Annotated in this window: 22 protein-coding genes; 12 read left to right on the forward strand and 10 right to left on the reverse strand. The window is 68.6% G+C overall.

The features are described 5' to 3' along the window. Nucleotides 1-3 precede the first annotated feature (3 nt). Entirely contained in the window at nucleotides 4-270 is a 267-nt protein-coding gene (locus ACZ50Z_RS23170; protein ID WP_464485651.1) for a YdeI/OmpD-associated family protein, read from the reverse strand. Further along, complete coding sequence (locus ACZ50Z_RS23175) at nucleotides 267-1160, reverse strand: SCO6745 family protein (protein ID WP_464485652.1); 894 nt, start codon at nucleotides 1158-1160, stop codon at nucleotides 267-269. The genes ACZ50Z_RS23170 and ACZ50Z_RS23175 overlap by 4 nt, the downstream gene beginning before the upstream one ends. A 72-nt stretch (nucleotides 1161-1232) precedes the next feature. On the opposite strand from ACZ50Z_RS23175, the gene ACZ50Z_RS23180 reads away from it, so the two are divergent. Further along, nucleotides 1233-1952 carry an NUDIX hydrolase gene (locus ACZ50Z_RS23180; protein ID WP_464485653.1) on the forward strand — a complete coding sequence of 240 codons (720 nt, stop codon included), beginning with the start codon at nucleotides 1233-1235 and terminating at the stop codon, nucleotides 1950-1952. Between the two features lie 31 nt (nucleotides 1953-1983). On the opposite strand, the gene ACZ50Z_RS23185 is transcribed toward ACZ50Z_RS23180, so the two are convergent. Then, nucleotides 1984-2739, reverse strand: a complete 756-nt coding sequence (locus ACZ50Z_RS23185) for a haloacid dehalogenase type II (protein WP_464485654.1) — start codon at nucleotides 2737-2739, stop codon at nucleotides 1984-1986. 96 nt (nucleotides 2740-2835) lie between these two features. Between ACZ50Z_RS23185 and ACZ50Z_RS23190 the strand changes: the two genes are divergently transcribed. After that, nucleotides 2836-3726 (forward strand): SAM-dependent methyltransferase, encoded by an 891-nt coding sequence (locus ACZ50Z_RS23190; RefSeq protein ID WP_464485655.1) that lies wholly within the window; start codon nucleotides 2836-2838, stop codon nucleotides 3724-3726. Between the two features lie 6 nt (nucleotides 3727-3732). Here the strand turns inward: ACZ50Z_RS23190 and ACZ50Z_RS23195 are convergent, their stop codons facing one another. Further along, nucleotides 3733-4290 carry a PadR family transcriptional regulator gene (locus ACZ50Z_RS23195; RefSeq protein ID WP_464485656.1) on the reverse strand — a complete coding sequence of 186 codons (558 nt, stop codon included), beginning with the start codon at nucleotides 4288-4290 and terminating at the stop codon, nucleotides 3733-3735. 120 nt (nucleotides 4291-4410) lie between these two features. Between ACZ50Z_RS23195 and ACZ50Z_RS23200 the strand changes: the two genes are divergently transcribed. Together ACZ50Z_RS23200 and ACZ50Z_RS23205 are read left to right on the forward strand one after the other, a co-directional pair. Continuing rightward, nucleotides 4411-4833, forward strand: coding sequence for a nuclear transport factor 2 family protein (locus ACZ50Z_RS23200; protein ID WP_464485657.1), 423 nt, complete (start codon nucleotides 4411-4413; stop codon nucleotides 4831-4833). Nucleotides 4834-4844: 11 nt separating this feature from the next. Next, entirely contained in the window at nucleotides 4845-5882 is a 1038-nt protein-coding gene (locus tag ACZ50Z_RS23205; RefSeq protein WP_464485658.1) for an LLM class F420-dependent oxidoreductase, read from the forward strand. 23 nt (nucleotides 5883-5905) lie between these two features. Here the strand turns inward: ACZ50Z_RS23205 and ACZ50Z_RS23210 are convergent, their stop codons facing one another. Beyond that, the gene (locus ACZ50Z_RS23210) at nucleotides 5906-7120 is read right to left on the reverse strand and encodes an MFS transporter (RefSeq protein WP_464485659.1); all 1215 of its coding nucleotides are present in this window, start codon (nucleotides 7118-7120) and stop codon (nucleotides 5906-5908) included. A gap of 190 nt (nucleotides 7121-7310) precedes the next feature. On the opposite strand from ACZ50Z_RS23210, the gene ACZ50Z_RS23215 reads away from it, so the two are divergent. After that, complete coding sequence (locus ACZ50Z_RS23215) at nucleotides 7311-7592, forward strand: hypothetical protein (protein WP_067102654.1); 282 nt, start codon at nucleotides 7311-7313, stop codon at nucleotides 7590-7592. A 42-nt stretch (nucleotides 7593-7634) separates the two neighbouring features. On the opposite strand, the gene ACZ50Z_RS23220 is transcribed toward ACZ50Z_RS23215, so the two are convergent. Genes ACZ50Z_RS23220 through ACZ50Z_RS23230 form a run of 3 tightly spaced genes read right to left on the reverse strand, consistent with a single transcriptional unit; the run spans nucleotide 7635 to nucleotide 10626 of the window. After that, complete coding sequence (locus ACZ50Z_RS23220; protein ID WP_464485660.1) at nucleotides 7635-8582, reverse strand: NAD(P)/FAD-dependent oxidoreductase; 948 nt, start codon at nucleotides 8580-8582, stop codon at nucleotides 7635-7637. Nucleotides 8583-8599: 17 nt separating this feature from the next. Then, nucleotides 8600-9817 (reverse strand): GNAT family N-acetyltransferase, encoded by a 1218-nt coding sequence (locus ACZ50Z_RS23225; RefSeq protein WP_464485661.1) that lies wholly within the window; start codon nucleotides 9815-9817, stop codon nucleotides 8600-8602. A 44-nt stretch (nucleotides 9818-9861) separates the two neighbouring features. Then, entirely contained in the window at nucleotides 9862-10626 is a 765-nt protein-coding gene (locus ACZ50Z_RS23230) for an SDR family NAD(P)-dependent oxidoreductase (RefSeq protein WP_464485662.1), read from the reverse strand. A gap of 25 nt (nucleotides 10627-10651) precedes the next feature. Between ACZ50Z_RS23230 and ACZ50Z_RS23235 the strand changes: the two genes are divergently transcribed. Then, the gene (locus tag ACZ50Z_RS23235; RefSeq protein ID WP_464486369.1) at nucleotides 10652-11269 is read left to right on the forward strand and encodes a TetR/AcrR family transcriptional regulator; all 618 of its coding nucleotides are present in this window, start codon (nucleotides 10652-10654) and stop codon (nucleotides 11267-11269) included. Here the strand turns inward: ACZ50Z_RS23235 and ACZ50Z_RS23240 are convergent. Next, entirely contained in the window at nucleotides 11259-12470 is a 1212-nt protein-coding gene (locus tag ACZ50Z_RS23240; protein ID WP_163714347.1) for an acyl-CoA dehydrogenase family protein, read from the reverse strand. The genes ACZ50Z_RS23235 and ACZ50Z_RS23240 overlap by 11 nt on opposite strands. Beyond that, nucleotides 12467-13117: a TetR/AcrR family transcriptional regulator gene (locus tag ACZ50Z_RS23245; RefSeq protein WP_464485663.1), complete on the reverse strand. Its 651-nt coding sequence runs from the start codon at nucleotides 13115-13117 to the stop codon at nucleotides 12467-12469. The genes ACZ50Z_RS23240 and ACZ50Z_RS23245 overlap by 4 nt, the downstream gene beginning before the upstream one ends. Before the next feature lie 233 nt (nucleotides 13118-13350). Here ACZ50Z_RS23245 and ACZ50Z_RS23250 point away from each other — a divergent pair, with 233 nt between their 5' ends. From ACZ50Z_RS23250 to ACZ50Z_RS23275, 6 genes are all read left to right on the forward strand, one after another. Then, nucleotides 13351-14679: a sensor histidine kinase gene (locus ACZ50Z_RS23250; protein ID WP_464485664.1), complete on the forward strand. Its 1329-nt coding sequence runs from the start codon at nucleotides 13351-13353 to the stop codon at nucleotides 14677-14679. A 439-nt stretch (nucleotides 14680-15118) separates the two neighbouring features. Continuing rightward, nucleotides 15119-15418, forward strand: a complete 300-nt coding sequence (locus tag ACZ50Z_RS23255; RefSeq protein ID WP_372460825.1) for a PE domain-containing protein — start codon at nucleotides 15119-15121, stop codon at nucleotides 15416-15418. A 31-nt stretch (nucleotides 15419-15449) separates the two neighbouring features. After that, nucleotides 15450-16622, forward strand: coding sequence for a PPE domain-containing protein (locus ACZ50Z_RS23260; RefSeq protein WP_464485665.1), 1173 nt, complete (start codon nucleotides 15450-15452; stop codon nucleotides 16620-16622). Between the two features lie 102 nt (nucleotides 16623-16724). Beyond that, nucleotides 16725-17039: a WXG100 family type VII secretion target gene (locus tag ACZ50Z_RS23265; RefSeq protein WP_008262887.1), complete on the forward strand. Its 315-nt coding sequence runs from the start codon at nucleotides 16725-16727 to the stop codon at nucleotides 17037-17039. A gap of 51 nt (nucleotides 17040-17090) precedes the next feature. Then, nucleotides 17091-17378 carry a WXG100 family type VII secretion target gene (locus ACZ50Z_RS23270; protein ID WP_008262888.1) on the forward strand — a complete coding sequence of 96 codons (288 nt, stop codon included), beginning with the start codon at nucleotides 17091-17093 and terminating at the stop codon, nucleotides 17376-17378. A 114-nt stretch (nucleotides 17379-17492) separates the two neighbouring features. After that, the gene (locus tag ACZ50Z_RS23275) at nucleotides 17493-18323 is read left to right on the forward strand and encodes an ESX secretion-associated protein EspG (protein ID WP_464485666.1); all 831 of its coding nucleotides are present in this window, start codon (nucleotides 17493-17495) and stop codon (nucleotides 18321-18323) included. Nucleotides 18324-18332: the final 9 nt, after the last annotated feature.

The raw sequence follows: 18332 nt of genomic DNA on the forward strand, positions 1-18332 counted from the left end.
CGCCTATTTGCCGGTGCGTTCGCGGTGTTTGCAGCCCGGCCAGCAGCACGGCCGGCGTTTGCCTTCCTCCAACTCCTCGTTGGTGCGGCGGATGCGGCGCGCCCGGGTGGCCTCCTGCTTGGCATCTTCGACCCAGCAGATGAACTCGTTTCGGGCCAGCGGTGTGATGTCGTTCCAGGCGGCCAGCGCAGTGGCGTTGGCGGTCAGCGACTCGCGCAGGTCGGCGGGCAGCTTGTGCACCACCCCGCCGGGTACCCGCGGGGCGCTCATCGGCTCACCAAATGGGCGTTGTCATCGTGTAATTCGTCGCGACGCAACGTCGTCGGGGTCGCGGCGGGGATATCGCCGGCAGCGACCACGGCGCGGGTGATGGGCGACAGCGCCCCGAACAGGCTTTCCACCTCGTCATCGCTGAGCGCGTCGAGCGCCGACAGGGAAAGCGCGTCGGTGGTGGACTCGATGTGGTCCTTGAGTTCGCGCCCCGCGGCGGTCAACGTGCCGTCGTCGGCGAGCAGCCCGCGTGCGGCGAGGCGCTGTTCGTGATGACGCCATGCGCCCTCGTCGTAGTCGCGGGTGCGGGCGATGTAGTCGCGCGAGACGTTGCCCGCCGCGGCGTGTAAGACGTTGGATTCGCGGCCGGAGACGCCGGCTGCGGCCAGCACCGCCACGTGAGCGTCTCCGCGGTGTTCGCGCAGCAGCGTCGTGGCGTGCCACAGCGCGGCCAGCGGATCGTCGGGCCAGGGCAGCGCGAGATTCGCGGCGAACAGCGGGCGGGCATCGAGCGGCGCGTGGCGCGCCGCCTTCCCGGCGAGTTCGGCTGCCACGCGGACGTTTTCGTCCGCGCCGAGGCCGTAGCGGCGCAGCGCCGCCACCGCGGATTCCTGGCGCGCCCGCAACGCGTCCTGCGGACCCGCGATGTCCCACGCCGCCGGCAGCGCCTTGGCAACCCGTTCGGGCGCGAAGTTATAGAAGACCGAGGTCACCACCTCGCGAGGCACCGTCCCCAGCGGCGCCGAGCGGGCCGCGAAATAGCCCATCCAGAAGCCGCGGTAACCCAACGCGTCGAGTGCCGCCCGGGCCTCGGGCGCGAAATACGTCACCGCATGCACCGGCTCGTAGCGATCGAAGAAGCGTCGGGCCAGCTCGGGTTGTCGTCGCATGCTCGCAGTTAACCACTGGTTGTGGGCGGGCACCAAGCATGCGAGCTGAGCGCCCCGGCCTAGGCTCGAGAGGTGACCATCCCCTATGACCAGGTACTACACGAGCGGATCCGGAGCAATCTGGCCGGTCATCAGCGCCGGATCGTGGCCGATCCGACCAAGCGGCACGCCGCGGTGGCGGTGGTGCTGGTTGACTCCGATGTCGGGGAGGACAGGGTGGATCCGGCGCCGGTCGACGACTGGAACGCCGATCGAGGGCTCCCGGCGGCCGGCCTCGACGGGCGCATGGTCGACGTGTCCGGCGGAGCGGCTTTCCTGCTGTGCCGCAGGGCTTCTCGACTCAACTCGCACGCCGCGCAGTGGGCCTTTCCCGGTGGCCGCCTCGACCCCGGCGAGACCGTGGTCGAGGCCGCGCTGCGGGAATTGCGCGAGGAGGTCGGGATCGATTTGCCCGAGGCGACCGTGCTGGGTCTGCTCGACGACTACCCGACCCGCTCCGGATATGTCATTACGCCGGTAGTGATTTGGGGCGGCGGGCGCCTGGATCCGCGCCCGTCTCCCGACGAGGTCGTCGCGGTGTACCGGGTGGGCCTGCACCAACTGCAGCGCGACGATTCGCCGCGGTTCATCGCCATCCCGGAGAGCCCGCGGCCGGTGGTGCAGATTCCGTTGGGGGGCGACCTGATCCACGCGCCTACCGGCGCGGTGCTCCTGCAGCTGCGATGGCTGGGACTGGAAGGCCGTAACGACCCGGTCGCCGGGCTCGAACAGCCGGTTTTCGCTTGGAAGTAACTGTCGCGCAACTTCTTCGAAATACGGTGGTTCAAGATTTGGCCGGGGCACCGAACAGCGCCCGCGCCACCTCGACCAGCGACGTGCCCGAGACATCCCAGTCGCCCGCGGGCGCCGGGTCAAATACCTGGCCCGGCCCGTACTCCTGTGGACGCGCGACGAAACCGGTCGCCAGCCCGCTGTTGCGGGCCGCCTCGAGATCGGCGGTGTGCGCCGCCACCAGCATCACCTCGCCGGGTTCCAAACCCAGCAACCGCGCGGGAGTCTGGTACGCGCGCGGGTCGGGCTTGTAGGCCTGGCTGACGTCGGAACCGAGTACCACATCCCACGGCAGGCCCGCGTACTTCGCCATCTCGACCAGCAGACCCGTGTTGCCGTTGGACAGCGGACCGACGATGACGCGTCGCTTCATGGCCGCGATGCCGGCGACGCTGTCCGGCCACGGTGGCAGCCAGCGCCACGACCGGGCGAGGGCCTCCACCTCGTCGTCGGGCAGCGCGCCGTCGGCGATGTCGAACTTCTCGAGGGAGGCGACGAGGTTTTCGCGATGCAGAACATCCAAAGACACGAACCCCCGCGCACCGGTGTGGATTTCGGACATCGAGGGCAGGTACCTGCTGCGCCACTCCAGCGCGAATACCTCCGGATCGAGGCGCAGGTGGTGGCGCTGCGCGAAATCCCGCACCGAGGCGGCGATCCCGGAGCGCCAGTCGACGACCGTTCCGAACGTGTCGAACAGAACGGCACGTATTGCCCGGCCGGTCGAGGGCGAGCGGTAATCGGTCATTCCTCAGGCTAACGGCCGCGCTCGGCGGCGTACTGTATCGTTAGCTGTGCGAACGAATTATTTCACGTCATCACCGATGATTGAGGGGAGGCCGTTGTGGCCCGAAGCGCCGGCGATACCTGGGACATCGTGACAAGCGTCGGCTTCACCGCCTTGGCGGTGTGTGCGGCGCGGGCCCTCGATGCCGGGCTGCGCCCGCCGCTGGCCAACGACGACTTCGCCGCCGGCTTCGTCGCCGCCGCCGGTGAGCCGAATCTGATTGCGGCCGTTGATAACGCCGATATGAGCAGCGCCGCGGCCTTCAACGCGCAGTGGGTGGGGGTGCGGACGCGGTTCTTCGACGAGTTTTTCGCTCACGCCGGCCGCTCGGGGACGCGCCAGGCGGTCATCTTGGCGGCCGGATTGGATTCGCGCGCGTACCGACTGGAATGGCCCTCGGGTCATACGGTTTACGAAGTCGATCAGCCGAGGGTGCTCGACTTCAAGCAACAGGTCCTCGACCGGCGGGGCGCCGTGCCGTCGACGGGGCGCGTCACCGTCGGCACCGATCTGCGGGACGACTGGGCGGGGGCGCTGATCGCGGCGGGCTTCGACCCCGGTCAACCGAGCGCGTGGGCGCTCGAGGGCCTGCTGCCGTATCTGCCCGGGGCGGCCCAGGATGCGCTGTTCGAAAGGCTGCACGAGTTGTCCGCTCCCGGCAGCCACCTGGCCGCCGAGCTCGGCCCCGCCCCGGGCGAGTTGCAGGAATTCGCCAACAACGTCCCCACCATCAGCCAAGACACCGGTCAGCCGCCGGTCGCCGAACTGTGGTACGACGATGCGCGCACCGACACCAAAGATTTTCTGGCCCAGCGGCATTGGCGCGTCGCCGGCGTGGATCTGGTCGAAAAGGCGGCTGCCGAATATGGACGGCCGTTCCACGAGCTGCCGGCGGTCTTCGATCGGTTGCTGCGCACCAAATTCTTCACCGCGGTCCGCGAACGCTGAACTATCTCAGCCCGACATGCGCCGTTCGATGATGGCCAGGGCGTGCTCGGCCCATCGGATGTTCTCTTCCTCGAACGAGATTCCACGGATCAGCGTCAGGTAAGGACCGACCCGCTCGGCCTCGGTCAGGTACTTCTCTTCGCTGCGGCCGTCCACCATGCGCGCCCGCAACCGTTCGTAGCGCTGCACTTTGGCGCGCGCCCATTCCAGACGTTCGAGGATGGCCCCGCGCACTGCCGGCATGTCTCCGGCGTCGGCGGCTTGAACCTTGACCAACAGCTCGTCGCGGATCACCGAGGGTCTCGGCGACTTCGCGGTGAATTGCCGGATCGCCTCGCGCCCGGCGGCGGTCAGCGAGAACATCCGCTTGTTGGGCCGGCGTTCTTGGCGCACGACTCGCGCGCGGATCAGGCCCTGCTCGGCGAGTCGATCCAGTTCGCGATACAGCTGCTGCGGGGTGGCCGGCCAGAAGTTCGCGACCGAGGCGTCGAAACCCTTGGCCAGGTCGTAGCCCGACGACTCGCCCTCGAGAAGGGCTGCCAACACCGCGTCACGCAGCGACACCGGCAGATCATACAACAATGCGACTAGTCAACAAGGTGACCAATCGCACCCTGGACTTCCTGGGGCGGGGGCTTTAGCGTCGAGCGCATTACTCAACAAGTTGACTATGCGAGGTCGCTGATGCACCCGTTCCGTAAAGCAGTCGAAGAGCGCGACGAACAGGCCATCCAGGCGATGCTGGCCGACACGGTGGTCTTCACCAGCCCGGTGGCGTTCAAGCCGTACGTCGGCAAGCCGATCACCGCCGCCATATTGCGCGGTGTCCTGCGCGTCTTCGAGAACTTCCGCTACATCCGAGAGATCCATGACGCGGGTGGCCGCGACCACGCCCTCGTCTTCGAGACGGGGCTCGTCGGGGCGCCGGGGGTGAAGATCACCGGCTGCGATTTCCTGCATTTCAACGAGGACGGACTCATCGACGACTTCATGGTGATGGTGCGCCCGCTGTCGGGCGCGACGGCGCTGTCGGAGGCGATGGGAGCCCAGTTCGACCGCATCCAACAAGAGGCGCTCGAATTGGCCAATCAATCCGGCACCGCGTAGAAGTAGTGACCATGCGGATTGGATTGAGCGTCAACTATGCGGGCGGATTCAAGGACGTGGCCGCCGAAGTGGCCGACCTGGAACGCGCCGGGCTCGACATTGTGTTTGTCCCCGAGGCGTATTCGTTCGACGCGGTGAGCGCGCTCGGCTATCTGGCGGCAAGCACGCAACGGGTCGAGCTGGCGTCGGGCATCCTGCAGCTCTACACCCGAACGCCCACCCTGACCGCGATGACCGCGGCCGGCCTCGACTACGTCTCCGACGGCCGGTTCACCCTCGGCCTGGGCGCCTCCGGCCCGCAGGTCATCGAGGGCTTCCACGGTGTGCCCTACGACGCCCCGATCGGCCGTACGCGTGAAGTCATCGATATCTGCCGCCAGGTGTGGCGGCGCGAGACCGTGCGCCACTATGGCAAGCACTACACAATCCCGCTGCCTGCCGACCGGGGGACCGGGCTCGGAAAGCCCCTCAAGCTCATCAATTCCCCTGTCCGAGAGCGCATCCCGATACTGGTGGCCGCGCTGGGGCCGAAGAACGTCGAACTGGCGGCCGAGATCGCCGAGGGTTGGCAGCCGATCTTCTACCTGCCCGAAAAGGCGCAGGACGTGTGGGGGACGTCGCTGGCCGCCGGCCGCGCCAAGCGGGACCCCGCGTTAGGCGAACTCGACATCTATGCCGGACCCGTGCTGGCGATCGGCGAAAACGTCGAGCCGCTAAGGGAATTCGTCAAACCGCACCTGGCCCTCTACATCGGCGGGATGGGTGCCAAGGGCAAGAACTTCTACCACACCCTTGCCACCAAGTACGGGTACGGGCCCCAGGCCGACCGGATCCAAGAGCTCTACCTCGCCGGCGACAAGGACGGCGCCGCCAAGGTGGTGCCCGACGACCTGGTGCGCGACGTCAACCTGATCGGCACCCGGGAGTTCGTCAGGGAACGTCTGGCGGCCTACCGCGAGGCCGGGGTCACCACGCTGAACGTGGCGCCCATCGCGTCCACGACCGCCGAGCGGATCAAGCTCATCGAGACGCTTCGCCAACTGGTGTGATGACCGGCCGGAGATCGGTCAGATCAGTTCCGGCGGTGACTGTCTCGTCGTAGCCGCGCCGCCCTGCCGACCGCCGTCGCCAAGGCCAGCGCCGCCATGGTGGACAAGATCGACAGCGAGACGGCGGAATCGACGGTCGCCAGCAACAGCGGCACGGCGAAGCCGACGTAGGTGACGACGTAGAACGCACCGGTCAGGGCGCCCCGCAGGTGTTGCGGCGCCGCGGCCTCCAGATCGATCAAGCCTTCGCGCAGGCAGAGGCCCGAGGCGCACCCGAGGATCAACAACAGCGCCAACCCGAGCGCCGGCGTCAGGGTCGGTGGCGCCATCGCAGCCACCGCGTAGCCGATCGCGGCCAGAGCCGCGCCGGCGGTGCCCGTCTGTGGCCCCCACCGGCGCGTGCGGGCCAGTACCTGAACGACTCCGCTGACGCCGTTGACGATCAGGGTGGCCGTGCCGGCGGCGATCGGCGCCGCGAGAGCGGTGTGTAACCGGGTGGGGAGGGTGACGAATCCCAGTGTCGCCGAGGCGTATACCCACGGCGCGAGCGGCATGGCCCAACTCAATGCCCGCGACACGCCCTGCGCCGACGGTGTCGCCGGACCCGTGTCGGGGGCCGGTGCCGGCGCGGACATGGCGGCACCGGGCCCGGCCGCGACGATGACGGCAAGCGACGCCAGGACGACAATGGCGGCGGCCACGGCGAATGACACCCGAATCCCCCCGGCCCAGGCGAAGCCTCCGCCGGCGAACGGCCCGATGGCGAAGCCGGCGGTGAGTACCGCGCCGGCGGTCGCGGCGCCGGCCGGCCCTCTCAGGTCGGAAGCCCATGCGGTGCAGGAGCTGATCGCAAGGCCGACACCGACACCGACGACCAGGCGCCCCGCCAGTAGCGGGCCGGTGTGTTGCGACAGCAGCATGGCCACGGTTCCCGCCACGGCGGCGGCCGCACCCGCCAGCGCCACCGGCCGGCGGCCCGACGCGTCCGACGCGCGTCCGCCGATCAGCAGCCCGGGGAGTAACCCGAGCGCGTAGATGCCGAAGATGCCGTCGAGGGTCGCGGTGCCCAGGTGTTCGCGGTCGCTGATCACCGGCATCAACCCGACGAAGTGATTGGCGACCCATCCCGTCGCCAGCAGGAGTGCCAACACGCTGACGAACACGGCCCGGGCGGGGGCGGCGTCCCGGCCCGGGTGAACTCGGTCACCGCGGCCGCCGCGCACGATCGACGAGATCACCGATCTTTTCCCCTTCCGACGTGCGGGCCCCAAGCGCGACCGGCCGACGATCGTAGAACGCGATGTCACCTGGTCGGTTATTCCCGCCGCACGCGATCGCCCGGCCAGTTACGCGCACTTGCCCATGCGAAGGGGTTTGAAATCAGCCGATTTGGTGTACTGATACCACTACTCGCACCCAGGAAGGCAAATGATGAAGTACATTGCGGCAGCCACGATCGCGATCTCCGTCTTGCTGTCCAGCGCGTGTTCTGCCTCACAGGTCATCAACACCGGCGGCGACACAAAATGCAAAGACTTCACCACGCAGGACGAAAAGAAGCAGAACGACGAAGTCAGCAAGATGCTCAAGGACAAGAGCGGCGCCGACCCGACCAATGTGGAGATTTCCGCGACGCGGCTTTCGGTGACGACGTACTGCCAGACCCTCGGAAAGCCGGACACAAAGATCTCCGAGGCGCCGCACGGCTGACGGTGACGAGGCCGGTCTGGATTCCGTTGCCGCTCTTGGGCGTTAATCCAGCAGCAACTCCGCGGGCGTCCCGTCATCGAGCACGGCCGTGGCCAGCAGTTCACCGAGCAGCGGACCGAATTTCATGAGGTTGCTGCCGACGAATGCCAGCACGCGACCGCGTCGCGCCACCGTCCAGCCGTCGCCGCCCGCATCAAGCCACGGGGCGCGGACACTGACGCAGTCCACTTGGTCCACCGGCGACAGTGACGGAAACAGCGCGCGCACGGTCGCGGGGTCCGCCACCTCCTGGCCGAATGCCCACCGGCCGGTACTGCCGAGCGGCAACCCATAGCCCTCGGGCGCGGACAGGCACGCCGCGCCGACCGCGTCGGCGCCCCGGTAGGTGAACCGTGTGTGCGGGACAAAGTCAACTCCGAGTGGCCCGAACAGGTCTGGGGTGTGCGCCCCCGCGCAGATCAGCACCCGGTCGCCGCGCAGCACGTTGCCGTCGGCGAGCGTCGTCGCACCGTCGTCGGCCACCGACAACACCTCCGCGTTCCGGATGGCGACGCGGTGGGCCAACGCGCTCAGGGCGCGGCGGATGCGCAGGCTGCCGCCGAGCGGATCGAAAATGCCTGTCTCCCAAGGCACGACCGCAAAGGGGATCCGTGCCGCGATGTCGGCCGGGTCCAGCCGGGAGAACCGCGCGCCGGCGGAAGTCATCGCCGCCGCAACGTCGTCGCAGGCGCTCGCGGCGATGAAGCCCTCCGCACCCAGCAGTCGCCCCGCGCCGAACTCGGATTCCCACCGTTGCCAGCCGGCCCGGGCCGCCAGGGCCAACCGGCACAGCGCCGGTCGGCGATGGGCGACCCGGAATATGCGCGCCAGCCCGGCGGATTGCTCCCCGAACGGCCGTCCGCGCTCCACCACGACCACCTCGTGATCGCGCCGCGAGAGCTCGTAGGCCGCCGCGAGACCGCAGATGCCCGCGCCGATGACGACGATCATGCGCATCACCCCCGATGTCAGAAGTAGAACCCGGCGTGGGGCGCCTCGGCCACCGCGAACAGTCGATCGGCCGCCGCCAGCGCCCCGGGATCATCGGCGCGGGCCAGTCCGGCCACCGCGAGATCGCGCCACGTGGTGCCGCCCAGCAGGACGGCGGCCAGCCCCTCCGCGTCGACGGTGATGTCGGGTTGCCGGTCGGTAACCGCCGCGCCGTCGCCCGCGATGGCGAATCGCGCCGAATTGGCCGGCAGCAGAGGGTCATTGACAGCGATGGTGACCGCTCCGTCGCCGCCGTAGCCGCGGGCGGACAGCGCCGCCTCGGCGTCGACGATGCGCAGCCAGGTCTCGTCGTGCACGGCGGTGACTCGCACGGCGCGCCGGTCGTCGACCAGCCAGGGCAGCGGATCGTCGAGCGGCAGCATCCAAAACAGCACGCGGTCAACGAGGTCGAGTCCCAGCAGAAATCGCAGCAGCCCCAGGTAGGCCTCGGTGGTGGGCGCGAAGAAATCCTCGACCACGATGGTGCGCTGGTCGCTGACGAACCACCGCTCAATGTCGATCGGGCGGTATCGGACGAAGCCGGATTCGGATCCCGGGTCCCCGTGGACGGCGACATACGCGGCCCCCGCGGTGGATTCGGTGCGCAGCCGCACGCCCTGCCACCACGCCCGCGGGCGGTCGATGGTTCCCGGACGGGCGGGGCGATGCTCGGAATAGATGCGGGGCAGCACTTCCCATGCCTGCGCGGTGTCGAGCAGGCGCACCCGGCCCCCGGTTCCGACGTCGCGCCGCAGCGCCGCCCGCGCGGTCTGGACCTCCACGGATTGCGACGAGCTGGCGACGCCGTAGCCGTAGCGCCCGTAGATCGTCGCCTCGGAGGCTCGCAGCGTCGCGACCACCTCTCCGCGTGCGGCGAAGTCGCGCAGCTGATGCCGTATCAACTCGGTGGCGATGCCTTGCCGGGTGAACGACGGCAGCACCCCGATGTGGGTGACGGCGGCATGCCCCACGATCGCGGGGCCCGGGAGGGTCAACCGGCTCGTCACGGCGTCGGCGGTGCCGACGAGTTGTCCGTCGGCGAATGCCCCGACGGTGCGGCCCGGCTCGAGCAGCGTCGTGATCTGGCCGGGCTCGAGACCGGTCAGCGGCGGAAACCCGACCATGGCGGTGCGGAACACATTCGCGGCGGCGAGGAGGTCGTCTTCACTGTCGAGCAGCCGGATCTCGGTAGCCATGCCCGCCATCATGTCGCGTTTCCTATCCGGCACGGGCCGGGGGCTCACACGGCGGCCCAGCCTCCGTCGACACTCAGGATGGCGCCGTGGATGTTGGCCGCGTCGTCGCCGGCCAGGAACACCACCGAGGCGGCCACTTCGTCCGGGCTGCTCATCCGCCGTGACGGGAGCCGCGACAGTACGGGTTCCAGGTGGGCGGCGTACTCCTCCTGCCGTTCGGTGGCGATCGGGCCGGGTGCCACCGCATTGACCCGGACGCCGGCGGGTCCGTACTCGTCGGCCCAGGACTTGGTGAGCGAATGGATGGCGGCCTTGTTGGCGTTGTAGACCGCCGAGCCGGCGGATCCGCGCAGCCCGGTGATGGAGCCGATGTTGACGATGGCCCCATCGCCGTGGCGCGCCATCTGCGGCGCGATGACCCCGGTGAGCAGGAAGGGGGCAAAGACGTTGACCGCGAAGGCCTCTCGAAGCTCTTGCCCGGAGATCTCGGTCGTGGGTGTGGGCATCAGCAACGTCGCCGCGTTGTTGACCAGGATGTCGATGCGCCCGCCGGCGGCATCGGTGGCCGCCTGCGCCAGCCGTCGTATCTCCTCGTCACCGGCCGCGAGGTCGGCGCCCACGAAGGCGGCTTCGCCGCCACGCGCGCGGATCTCGGCGACGACGGCATCGCCGCGGGACCTGGTGCGCCCGCTCACCAGAACGAACGCGCCACCGGCTGCCAGGGCGTGCGCGATCGCGGCGCCCAGGCCCGTGGTCGACCCGGTGACCAATGCTGTGCGGCCGGACAGCCGCGTACCGTTTGGACTCATGAGTCCACATGCTGCGCCGACCAAAATGGACTTGCAAGTCCAAAATATGACCGCGAAGGGGCGGGCGACCCGCCAGCGCATCATCGAGGGCGCGGCGACCGAGATCCGCGAACGCGGTGTGGCGCTCACCACGCTCGAAAATGTCATGGGTCGCACCCGCACCTCGAAAAGTCAGCTGTTCCACTACTTCCCGGGCGGCAAGGAACAGCTGTTGCTGGCGGTCGCCGCGTTCGAGTCACAGACGGTGATCGAGGACCAGGAGCCGCACCTGTCGGCGCTCACGTCGTGGGCGGCCTGGCAGCGATGGCGGGACGTCGTGGTGGACCGGTATCGGCGCCAAGGCCAGAACTGCCCGATCGCGGTGCTGATGTCCGAAATCGGCCGGACCACCACGGGCGCCCAGGCGGTCACCGCCGAGCTGATCGCCAAGTGGCACAACGCGATCGCCGCGGGGATCCGCTCCATGCAGGAGCAGGGCAAGATCCCCGCGCGCGTCGACGCCCACCGATCGGCCGCGGCGCTGCTGGCCGGCATCCAGGGCGGCGTCGGCATCATGCTCGCGACCGGCGACCTGTCCTATCTGGAGGCGGCCCTGGACGAGGGCATCGGGGCGCTGCGCGGCGGCGACGCCGTCACCGGATAGGCAAACCCGTCAGCGCCCGGGAGACCACCAGGCGCTGGATCTCGCTGGTGCCCTCGAAGATGGTGAAGATCTTCGCGTCGCGGTGCATCCGCTCGACGGGGTAGTCGCGGGTGTACCCGTTGCCGCCCAGGATCTGGATCGCCTCGTCGGTGACGTAGACCGCGGTTTCGCTGGCGACCAGCTTGGCCATCGACCCCTCCGCGGAGTCGAACGATTGGTTGTTGCGGGCCATCCATCCGGCGCGCCACACCAGCAGGCGCGCGGCGTCGATGCGGCACTTCATGTCCGCGAGCTTGAACGCCACGGCCTGGAACTCGCCGATCTTGCGGCCGAATTGCTCACGCTGGCAGGCGTAGTCGAGCGCGTACTCGTAGGCGGCCCGGGCCACGCCGACGGCCATCGCACCGACGGTGGGCCGGGTGCGCTCAAAGGTCTTCATCGCGGCCTGCCCGCGGGCGGAGGCCCCGGATTTGACGCGGGCGATGCGCGCTTCGAACTTCTCCCGGCCGCCGAGGATGTGGTCCTCGGGCAGCCGGACGTTGTCGAGCACCACCTCGGCGGTGTGGGAGGCCCGAATCCCGTGCTTCTTGAATTTCTGGCCCTGCGCCAAGCCTTTGACGCCCGCCGGGATGACGAAGGTCGCCTGCCCGCGCGTGCCGAGCTCGGGGTAGACCGACGCCACCACGATGTGCACGTTGGCGATACCGCCGTTGGTCGCCCACGTCTTGGTGCCGTTGAGAACCCACTCGGAGGTCGCCTCGTCGTAGCGCGCCCGGGTGCGGATGGCGCCGACGTCGGAACCCGCGTCCGGCTCGGACGAACAGAACGCGCCCAGCTTGGGTTCGTCAGCGGTGCCGAACATCTCGGGCAGCCAGCGGCCCAGCTGTTCAGGCGTGCCGTTGCCCGCCAGCGCCGCCGCGGCCAGCCCCGTGCCCATGATGGACAGGGCGATACCGGCGTCGCCCCAGAACAATTCCTCGAACACCGTCAGCATGCCCAGGCCCGTCGGCTCGGCGGCCTGCTGGGCGAACAGGTCGGGGGAGTAGAGCCCCACCTTCGCGGCCTCCTGGATCACCGGCCACGGTGTCTCCTCGCGCTCGTCCCATTCCGCGGCGGCGGGCCGGACGACGTCGGCCGCGAACTGGTGCACCCAGTCGCGGACTTCGATCACGTCGTCGGACAGTTGTAGTGAAAACGTCACAGCTGGTCTCCTGAATCATTGGTGTTCACAGGGTTTCGGGGATTCGCATACTGGGCCAGGACGCTGACCGTCTGGTTGACCCATGCCTCGAAATAGCGTTCTTCGTCGGTGTTGCCGGGCAGGCGGCCGGTGAGCGCTTGCAGCGTCGCGGCATAGGACAGCGAGCCGATCGCGACGGCCGCGGCCGCTTCGGGGTCGGGAATGCTGGTGCGGCCGGAGCGATTCGACGCGGCCAATTCGTCGGCGAAGCGCTGGTAGGCGTTGTCGGTGATGACCTGCCACGTCTTCTCGTCGAGATCGCCGAGTTCGTCGGGCTCGCGCAACATGACTTTGAGCAGATCCTCGCTGTGTTTGAGGTTGCTCCAGATCAGCTGCCCGGCGGTGCGCACCGCCCGCTCGACGCTGCCCGGTTGTCCCGCGTCGTACTGCTCCCGCGCGGCCACGATGCTGTCGATCCGGTGCGCGACCGCGGCCTCGAGCAACTCGCGTTTGGAGCCGAAGTGCTTGTAGAGCGCGCCCGAGCCCGGCGCCAGGCCGGATTCGCGCTGGATGTCGGCCACCGACGTGGCCGCGTACCCCTTGGCGGCGAACAGTCGCAACGCCGCGGCAAGCAGTCGGTCGCGTCCGCGACCAGGCTCGGTGAGCACGGTGAGAGAGTACTCACTCACCAGGCGGCGGGCAAAACGGTGCCCGGTCCCGGGCAGGTGACGCGCCGGGCGGCGGCGCGGTTGGCGGTAAATTCTTGCGAAACGCCATCGCGCCTGAGCGTGCCGAACCCCCGCTGCTGTGAGGGTTGCACTCAGACCGGTCGTACCTCACGAAGTCACTCGAACCCATAAAGGAGCCCGACATCCGCGTCTTCCCGCGTGTACAGCTGCCGATGCGGGTGCTGTCACTGCGCACCATCGTCATCGTCGCCGCCATATCGGTGATGACCCTGGTCGTGCTGCTGGGCACCTGGGTGTGGGTGGGCGTCACCAACGACCAGTACAGCCAGCTCGATCGACGGCTCGATTCGGTCAGCAGCCTGGGCGACATCAGCAGCCTGCTCAACCACGCCCCGCCCGCCAGCCCCGACCGGCACATGCCGGACGGCAACCTGGTGCGCACCGCGCGCATCGCCGGGGTGACCGTGTCGGCGCCGAGCAGCATCGTGTTGCCCCAACTGCCGGACGGTTACGCCAACACCACCATCAACGGGGTGCAGTACCGCGTGCGCACCTTCACCGCGGGTCCGGCCTCGATAGCCCTGGCCGCGCCATTGGCCGAGGCCCAACACCGGATCAACGAATTGCACCTGCGGGTGCTGTTGATCTGCGCCGCCGTGATCGGCGGCACGGTCGTGGTGGGGTGGGTGATCTCGTTGATCATGGTCAATCCGTTCCTGCTGCTGGCGCAGCAGGCCCGCGCGATCAACGCCCAGTCCAGCCCCGACGAGGTCCAGGTTCGCGGCGTGCGCGAGGCGGTCGAGATCGCCGAGGCGGTCGAGGGCATGCTGGCCCGCATCGGCAAGGAGCAGCAGCGCACCAGGGCGGCCCTGGAATCGGCGCGCGACTTCGCGGCCGTCGCTTCGCACGAGCTGCGCACGCCGCTGACGGCCATGCGCACCAACCTGGAGGTGTTGTCCACGTTGGACCTGCCGCCCGAGCAGCGGCACGAGGTCATCGGTGACGTCATCCGCACCCAGAGCCGCATCGAAGCGACGCTGACGGCGCTGGAACGGCTGGCCCAGGGCGAACTGACCACCGTCGACGATTTCGTGCCGTTCGACATCACCGAACTCCTCGACCGCGCGGCGCACGACGCGCTGCGCATCTACCCCGACGTCGAGGTGTCGTTGGTGCCCTCGCCGACGGTGCTGATGATCGGGCTGCCCACCGGGCTGCGGCTGGTGATCGACAACGCGATCGCCAACGCCGTCAAGCACGGCAACGCCGGCAAAATCCAGCTGACCGTCGGCAGTTCCGGTGAGGGCGTGGAGATCACGGTCGACGACGACGGCACCGGGGTTCCGGAATCCGAACGCGCCACGGTCTTCGAGCGCTTCGCCCGCGGATCGACGGCCTCGCGGTCGGGATCGGGGCTGGGCCTGGCACTGGTCGCCCAGCAGGCCGAATTGCACGGCGGCACAGCGGCATTGCAGACCAGTCCGCTCGGTGGCACCCGGCTTCTGCTCCGGCTGGCCGGCGACGGGCGCGGCCCGGCGTAGCGGCCTTGCCGGGGGGATCCATTCTTTACGGCCGGGAAAATGTTTTCTCCGATAACCCCGATTGCCGGCGCGCGCGCTCACCCGCCCGCCATTTCCCGCAAATAACCCCGACACCATTACGTCCCCTTTCGAGGCGCCCGATTCGGCACCAAACTCGACACCCCGCACGCCGTCGCGAGTGCGACCATGGAATTGCAACCTTGATCCCAAAAACCCGGTGCTTTTGTGACTGCCGAGTCTCGAGTGGTGATTGAGGTTTATTAACGACTCGCTCTGGGAAATCAGCAGTTTCGCGCTTGGGACCAGCATTAATTACCGAAATCAAGGGCCATGCATCGGGGCGATAGGCACTGAATACAAGATCACCGAAACCGCACTACACTAAGTCCCCAAGCACGTCGCTTTGGCGTTGAGCGTTCGGAGGGAAATCATGGTTGGTATGTCGGTGCAGTCAGAAGCGGTTCTGGCATCGTCGAGCGCCGAGACGGCGATCAGCGCCGAAACCGAGGCGGCCGCCTCGGCGGCGTCACCGGTCCTGCTGGGAGTGCTGCCGATGGGCGGCGACCCCGACTCGGCGATGTTCGCGGCGGCATTGAACGCGTGCGGCGCCAGCTATCTGGGAGTGGTGTCCGAGCACGCCGCCCAGCGCGGCTTGTTCGCCGGCACGCAGAGTCTCGCCTCGGGGACTTACGTCGTCACCGAACTCATGCGTAGCCTGACGCTGGCTATCGGCGCTTAGTCGCTAGCGACGTTCAAAGGGGGAAGTGCGCATGGCCGATCCTGGGTGGGCTGCGCGTACGCCTGAGGAAAACGACCTGCTGCTCAAGGCGGGCGCGGGCGTTGTCACTCATTTGGCGAATCAGGCCGCGTGGACCGCGCTGGCGGCGACCCATCACGGCTCCAGCATCGCCTCGACGATCAATACCGTCGCGACGTCGGCGAGCTGGACCGGTGGCGGTTCGTTGGCCTCGGCGGCCAACGCCACCGCGCTGAACGCGTCGCTGCACGGGCTTGCCGGCTGGGTCGACGTCAAGCCGGCGGTGGTTTCGACCGCGGTCTCGGCGTATCAGATGGCATACGGCTCGATGCGCCCCGCGCCCGAATGCATCGAGAACCGCACCGAGACCGCCACCGACTACGGCATCAACCCGCTGGTGCTCGGCGCGCTGACCCCACGGATCACATCCCTGGAGCTCGAGTATTTCGGGAATATGTGGCCGACCAACTCCGCGGTCGGGGCCAGCTACGGATCGATCCTCACCGCCCTGTCCTCGAGCTTGACCATCCCGCCCCCGATCGCCACCATGGGCGCCTCCCCGGCGGCGCCGGCGCAGGCCGCGGCGGCGGTCGGGGAGTCCGCCGCACAAATGGGCGCCGGCGACGGCATGCGCGCCGCCATGCAGGGTGCCCAGTCGGGGACACAGGGCGCGGGCCAGGCGACCTCGGGCGCCCAGGACTTCATGGGCCAGGCCGGCACGTTCATGCAGCCCGTGCAGCAGATGATGGGCGCCGCCCCCCAGATGATGCAGGCCCCCATGCAGGCGATGCAGGCTCCGATGCAGATGATGCAGCCGCTGATGGGCATGTTCGCCAACCCCGGCGCCATGGGCATGGGCGGGGCGACGCCCGCGGTCTCGGCAGTGTCGGCGACCGGGCTCTCCGCGGCGGAAGCCGGCGGCGGCGCGTCGCTGGGCAGCGCGGGCGTTCCCGCGAGCACTTTCACCCGCCCGGTCAGCGCTTTCGAGCCCGCCACCGGTGGCCGGCCGGTGGGGCTGCGACCGGCCGGGGCACTAGGCGCCGACGTCATGCGACCGCAGACCACGACGACGGGCGGCGCCCCGATGGGCGGCATGCCCGTGGGGCACGCGGCGGGAGGCGACCGCGGATCCCGCGACAAAGCCGAACAGCCCGCCACCGTGCGGGTTGTCGACGCCAGAGTCTGAAGCACACCCCCTGGTGAAAGGTGAATCGACAGGTCCAAATAGCCGCCATACACTTCGCTTCATGCCCTTACGGGGGGCGGCCAACCGCAGAAGGAGAATTCCGTGACAATCAAGGTGACCCCGCAAATGCTTCGCGATACGTCAAACGCGATTCAGGCAAACATGGAACATGCGATCGGGATCGGTCAGGGGTACGTCGCAAACCAGGAAAATGTGATGAACCCGGCCACCTGGTCCGGTGACGCGGTCGCCGCGTCGCACGCGACGGCCATCGAAGTTCAAAACGACTTGAACAAAGTGTTGACCGGCGGCACGCGCCTGGCTGAGGGCCTCACGAAGGCGGCGGCGCTGATGGAAGGCCACGAGGCGGATTCCTCACACGCGTTTACCGCGCTATTCGGCGGCCACGGCTCCTGACCCGACTCCCCATTCGTCTATTCATAAAGGTCTTTTGAAAGGAAATTCACGATGTCCGATCCGATCACTTACAACCCGGGAGCCGTCGCCGACTTCGCCACGGACGTCGCCTCCCGCGCCGGCCAGTTGCAGTCCATCTTCGATGACACCTCCAACCGGACTCACGCCCTGCAGGAATTCTTCGCAGGCCACGGCGCGTCGGGCTTCTTCGAGGCGCAGGCGCAGATGCTGTCGGGGCTGCAGGGTCTCATCGACACCATCCGGCAGCACGGCCAGACGACCTCGCACGTGCTCGACAGCGCGCTCAGCACCGACCAGCACATCGCCGGCCTGTTCTGAGCCCGCTCGACCACCGGGCCAAGCGAAGGTGGGGCAGATGCGCCGAGCGCGTGTGCCCCACCTTCGGTCTCTTCTACGCCTATCGAGGGAGTCGCTGATTAACGGCGGGGCGACATGCTGACAACCACGGTCGATGGCCTGTGGGTATTGCAGGCGGTCACCGGGGTGGAGCAAACCTGCCCTGAGCTGGGGTTGCGGCCGATGTTGCCGCGCCTGGACACTCGTGAGCGCGCGCTCGACCACCCCGCGGCCGCCGACTTGGTGACCGCCGGCGCTCTCGACGAGGCCGGCAACGTCGACCCGATGATCCGCGAATGGCTCACCGTCCTGTTGCGGCGGGACCTGGGGTTGGTCGTGATGATGGGCGTGCCGGGGCGCGAGCCGACGCGCGCGTCGATCAACCGTTTCGCGACATGGTGGGTGGTCCTGGAGCGGCACGGCGACCTGGTGCGCCTGTACCCCGCCGGCACGGCCAGCAACGAATCGTCGGCCAGCGAGCTCGTGGTCGGTCAGATCGAGCGGCTGTGCGGCGTGGCCGAGGCGGCGCCGCTGCGGCCGATCACCCTGGATACCGAGCAACTGCTGAACTCGGTACGCGACACCGCCAGCCTGCGGGCGTTCCTGCTCGAACAGCGCCTCGACGCCGACCAGCTGCAGGTGGTCCTCACGGCCGCCGATCCCGCGCGGTCCGCGCACGCGAACATCGTGGCGCTGCAGGCGGGCGTCGGCCCGGACGAACTGGCGCGCGTGGCCGTCGGCGATTCGACGGTGTCGATCGTCGACACCCCCGGGGGCCGGGTCTGCATCGAAAGCGTCACCTCGGGACAGCGCCGTTACCAGATTCTCTCGCCCGGTTCGCGCAGCGACATCGGCGGAGCCGTGCATCGACTCATCCGCCGGCTGCCCGCCGGCGACGAGTGGCACTCGTATCGGCGCGTGGTGTGACGGTGTTAT

This window comes from Mycobacterium sp. NTMscope_MAC_269 (assembly GCF_976985695.1).

Coding starts and splice junctions, on each gene's coding strand:
- ACZ50Z_RS23170 (WP_464485651.1), bottom strand. CDS start 270: ATGAGCGCCCCGCGGGTACCCGGCGGGGTGGTGCACAAGCTGCCCGCC.
- ACZ50Z_RS23175 (WP_464485652.1), bottom strand. CDS start 1,160: ATGCGACGACAACCCGAGCTGGCCCGACGCTTCTTCGATCGCTACGAG.
- ACZ50Z_RS23185 (WP_464485654.1), bottom strand. CDS start 2,739: ATGACCGATTACCGCTCGCCCTCGACCGGCCGGGCAATACGTGCCGTT.
- ACZ50Z_RS23200 (WP_464485657.1), top strand. CDS start 4,411: ATGCACCCGTTCCGTAAAGCAGTCGAAGAGCGCGACGAACAGGCCATC.
- ACZ50Z_RS23205 (WP_464485658.1), top strand. CDS start 4,845: ATGCGGATTGGATTGAGCGTCAACTATGCGGGCGGATTCAAGGACGTG.
- ACZ50Z_RS23215 (WP_067102654.1), top strand. CDS start 7,311: ATGATGAAGTACATTGCGGCAGCCACGATCGCGATCTCCGTCTTGCTG.
- ACZ50Z_RS23220 (WP_464485660.1), bottom strand. CDS start 8,582: ATGATCGTCGTCATCGGCGCGGGCATCTGCGGTCTCGCGGCGGCCTAC.
- ACZ50Z_RS23225 (WP_464485661.1), bottom strand. CDS start 9,817: ATGGCTACCGAGATCCGGCTGCTCGACAGTGAAGACGACCTCCTCGCC.
- ACZ50Z_RS23230 (WP_464485662.1), bottom strand. CDS start 10,626: ATGAGTCCAAACGGTACGCGGCTGTCCGGCCGCACAGCATTGGTCACC.
- ACZ50Z_RS23235 (WP_464486369.1), top strand. CDS start 10,652: ATGGACTTGCAAGTCCAAAATATGACCGCGAAGGGGCGGGCGACCCGC.
- ACZ50Z_RS23250 (WP_464485664.1), top strand. CDS start 13,351: ATGCGGGTGCTGTCACTGCGCACCATCGTCATCGTCGCCGCCATATCG.
- ACZ50Z_RS23255 (WP_372460825.1), top strand. CDS start 15,119: ATGTCGGTGCAGTCAGAAGCGGTTCTGGCATCGTCGAGCGCCGAGACG.
- ACZ50Z_RS23260 (WP_464485665.1), top strand. CDS start 15,450: ATGGCCGATCCTGGGTGGGCTGCGCGTACGCCTGAGGAAAACGACCTG.
- ACZ50Z_RS23270 (WP_008262888.1), top strand. CDS start 17,091: ATGTCCGATCCGATCACTTACAACCCGGGAGCCGTCGCCGACTTCGCC.
- ACZ50Z_RS23275 (WP_464485666.1), top strand. CDS start 17,493: ATGCTGACAACCACGGTCGATGGCCTGTGGGTATTGCAGGCGGTCACC.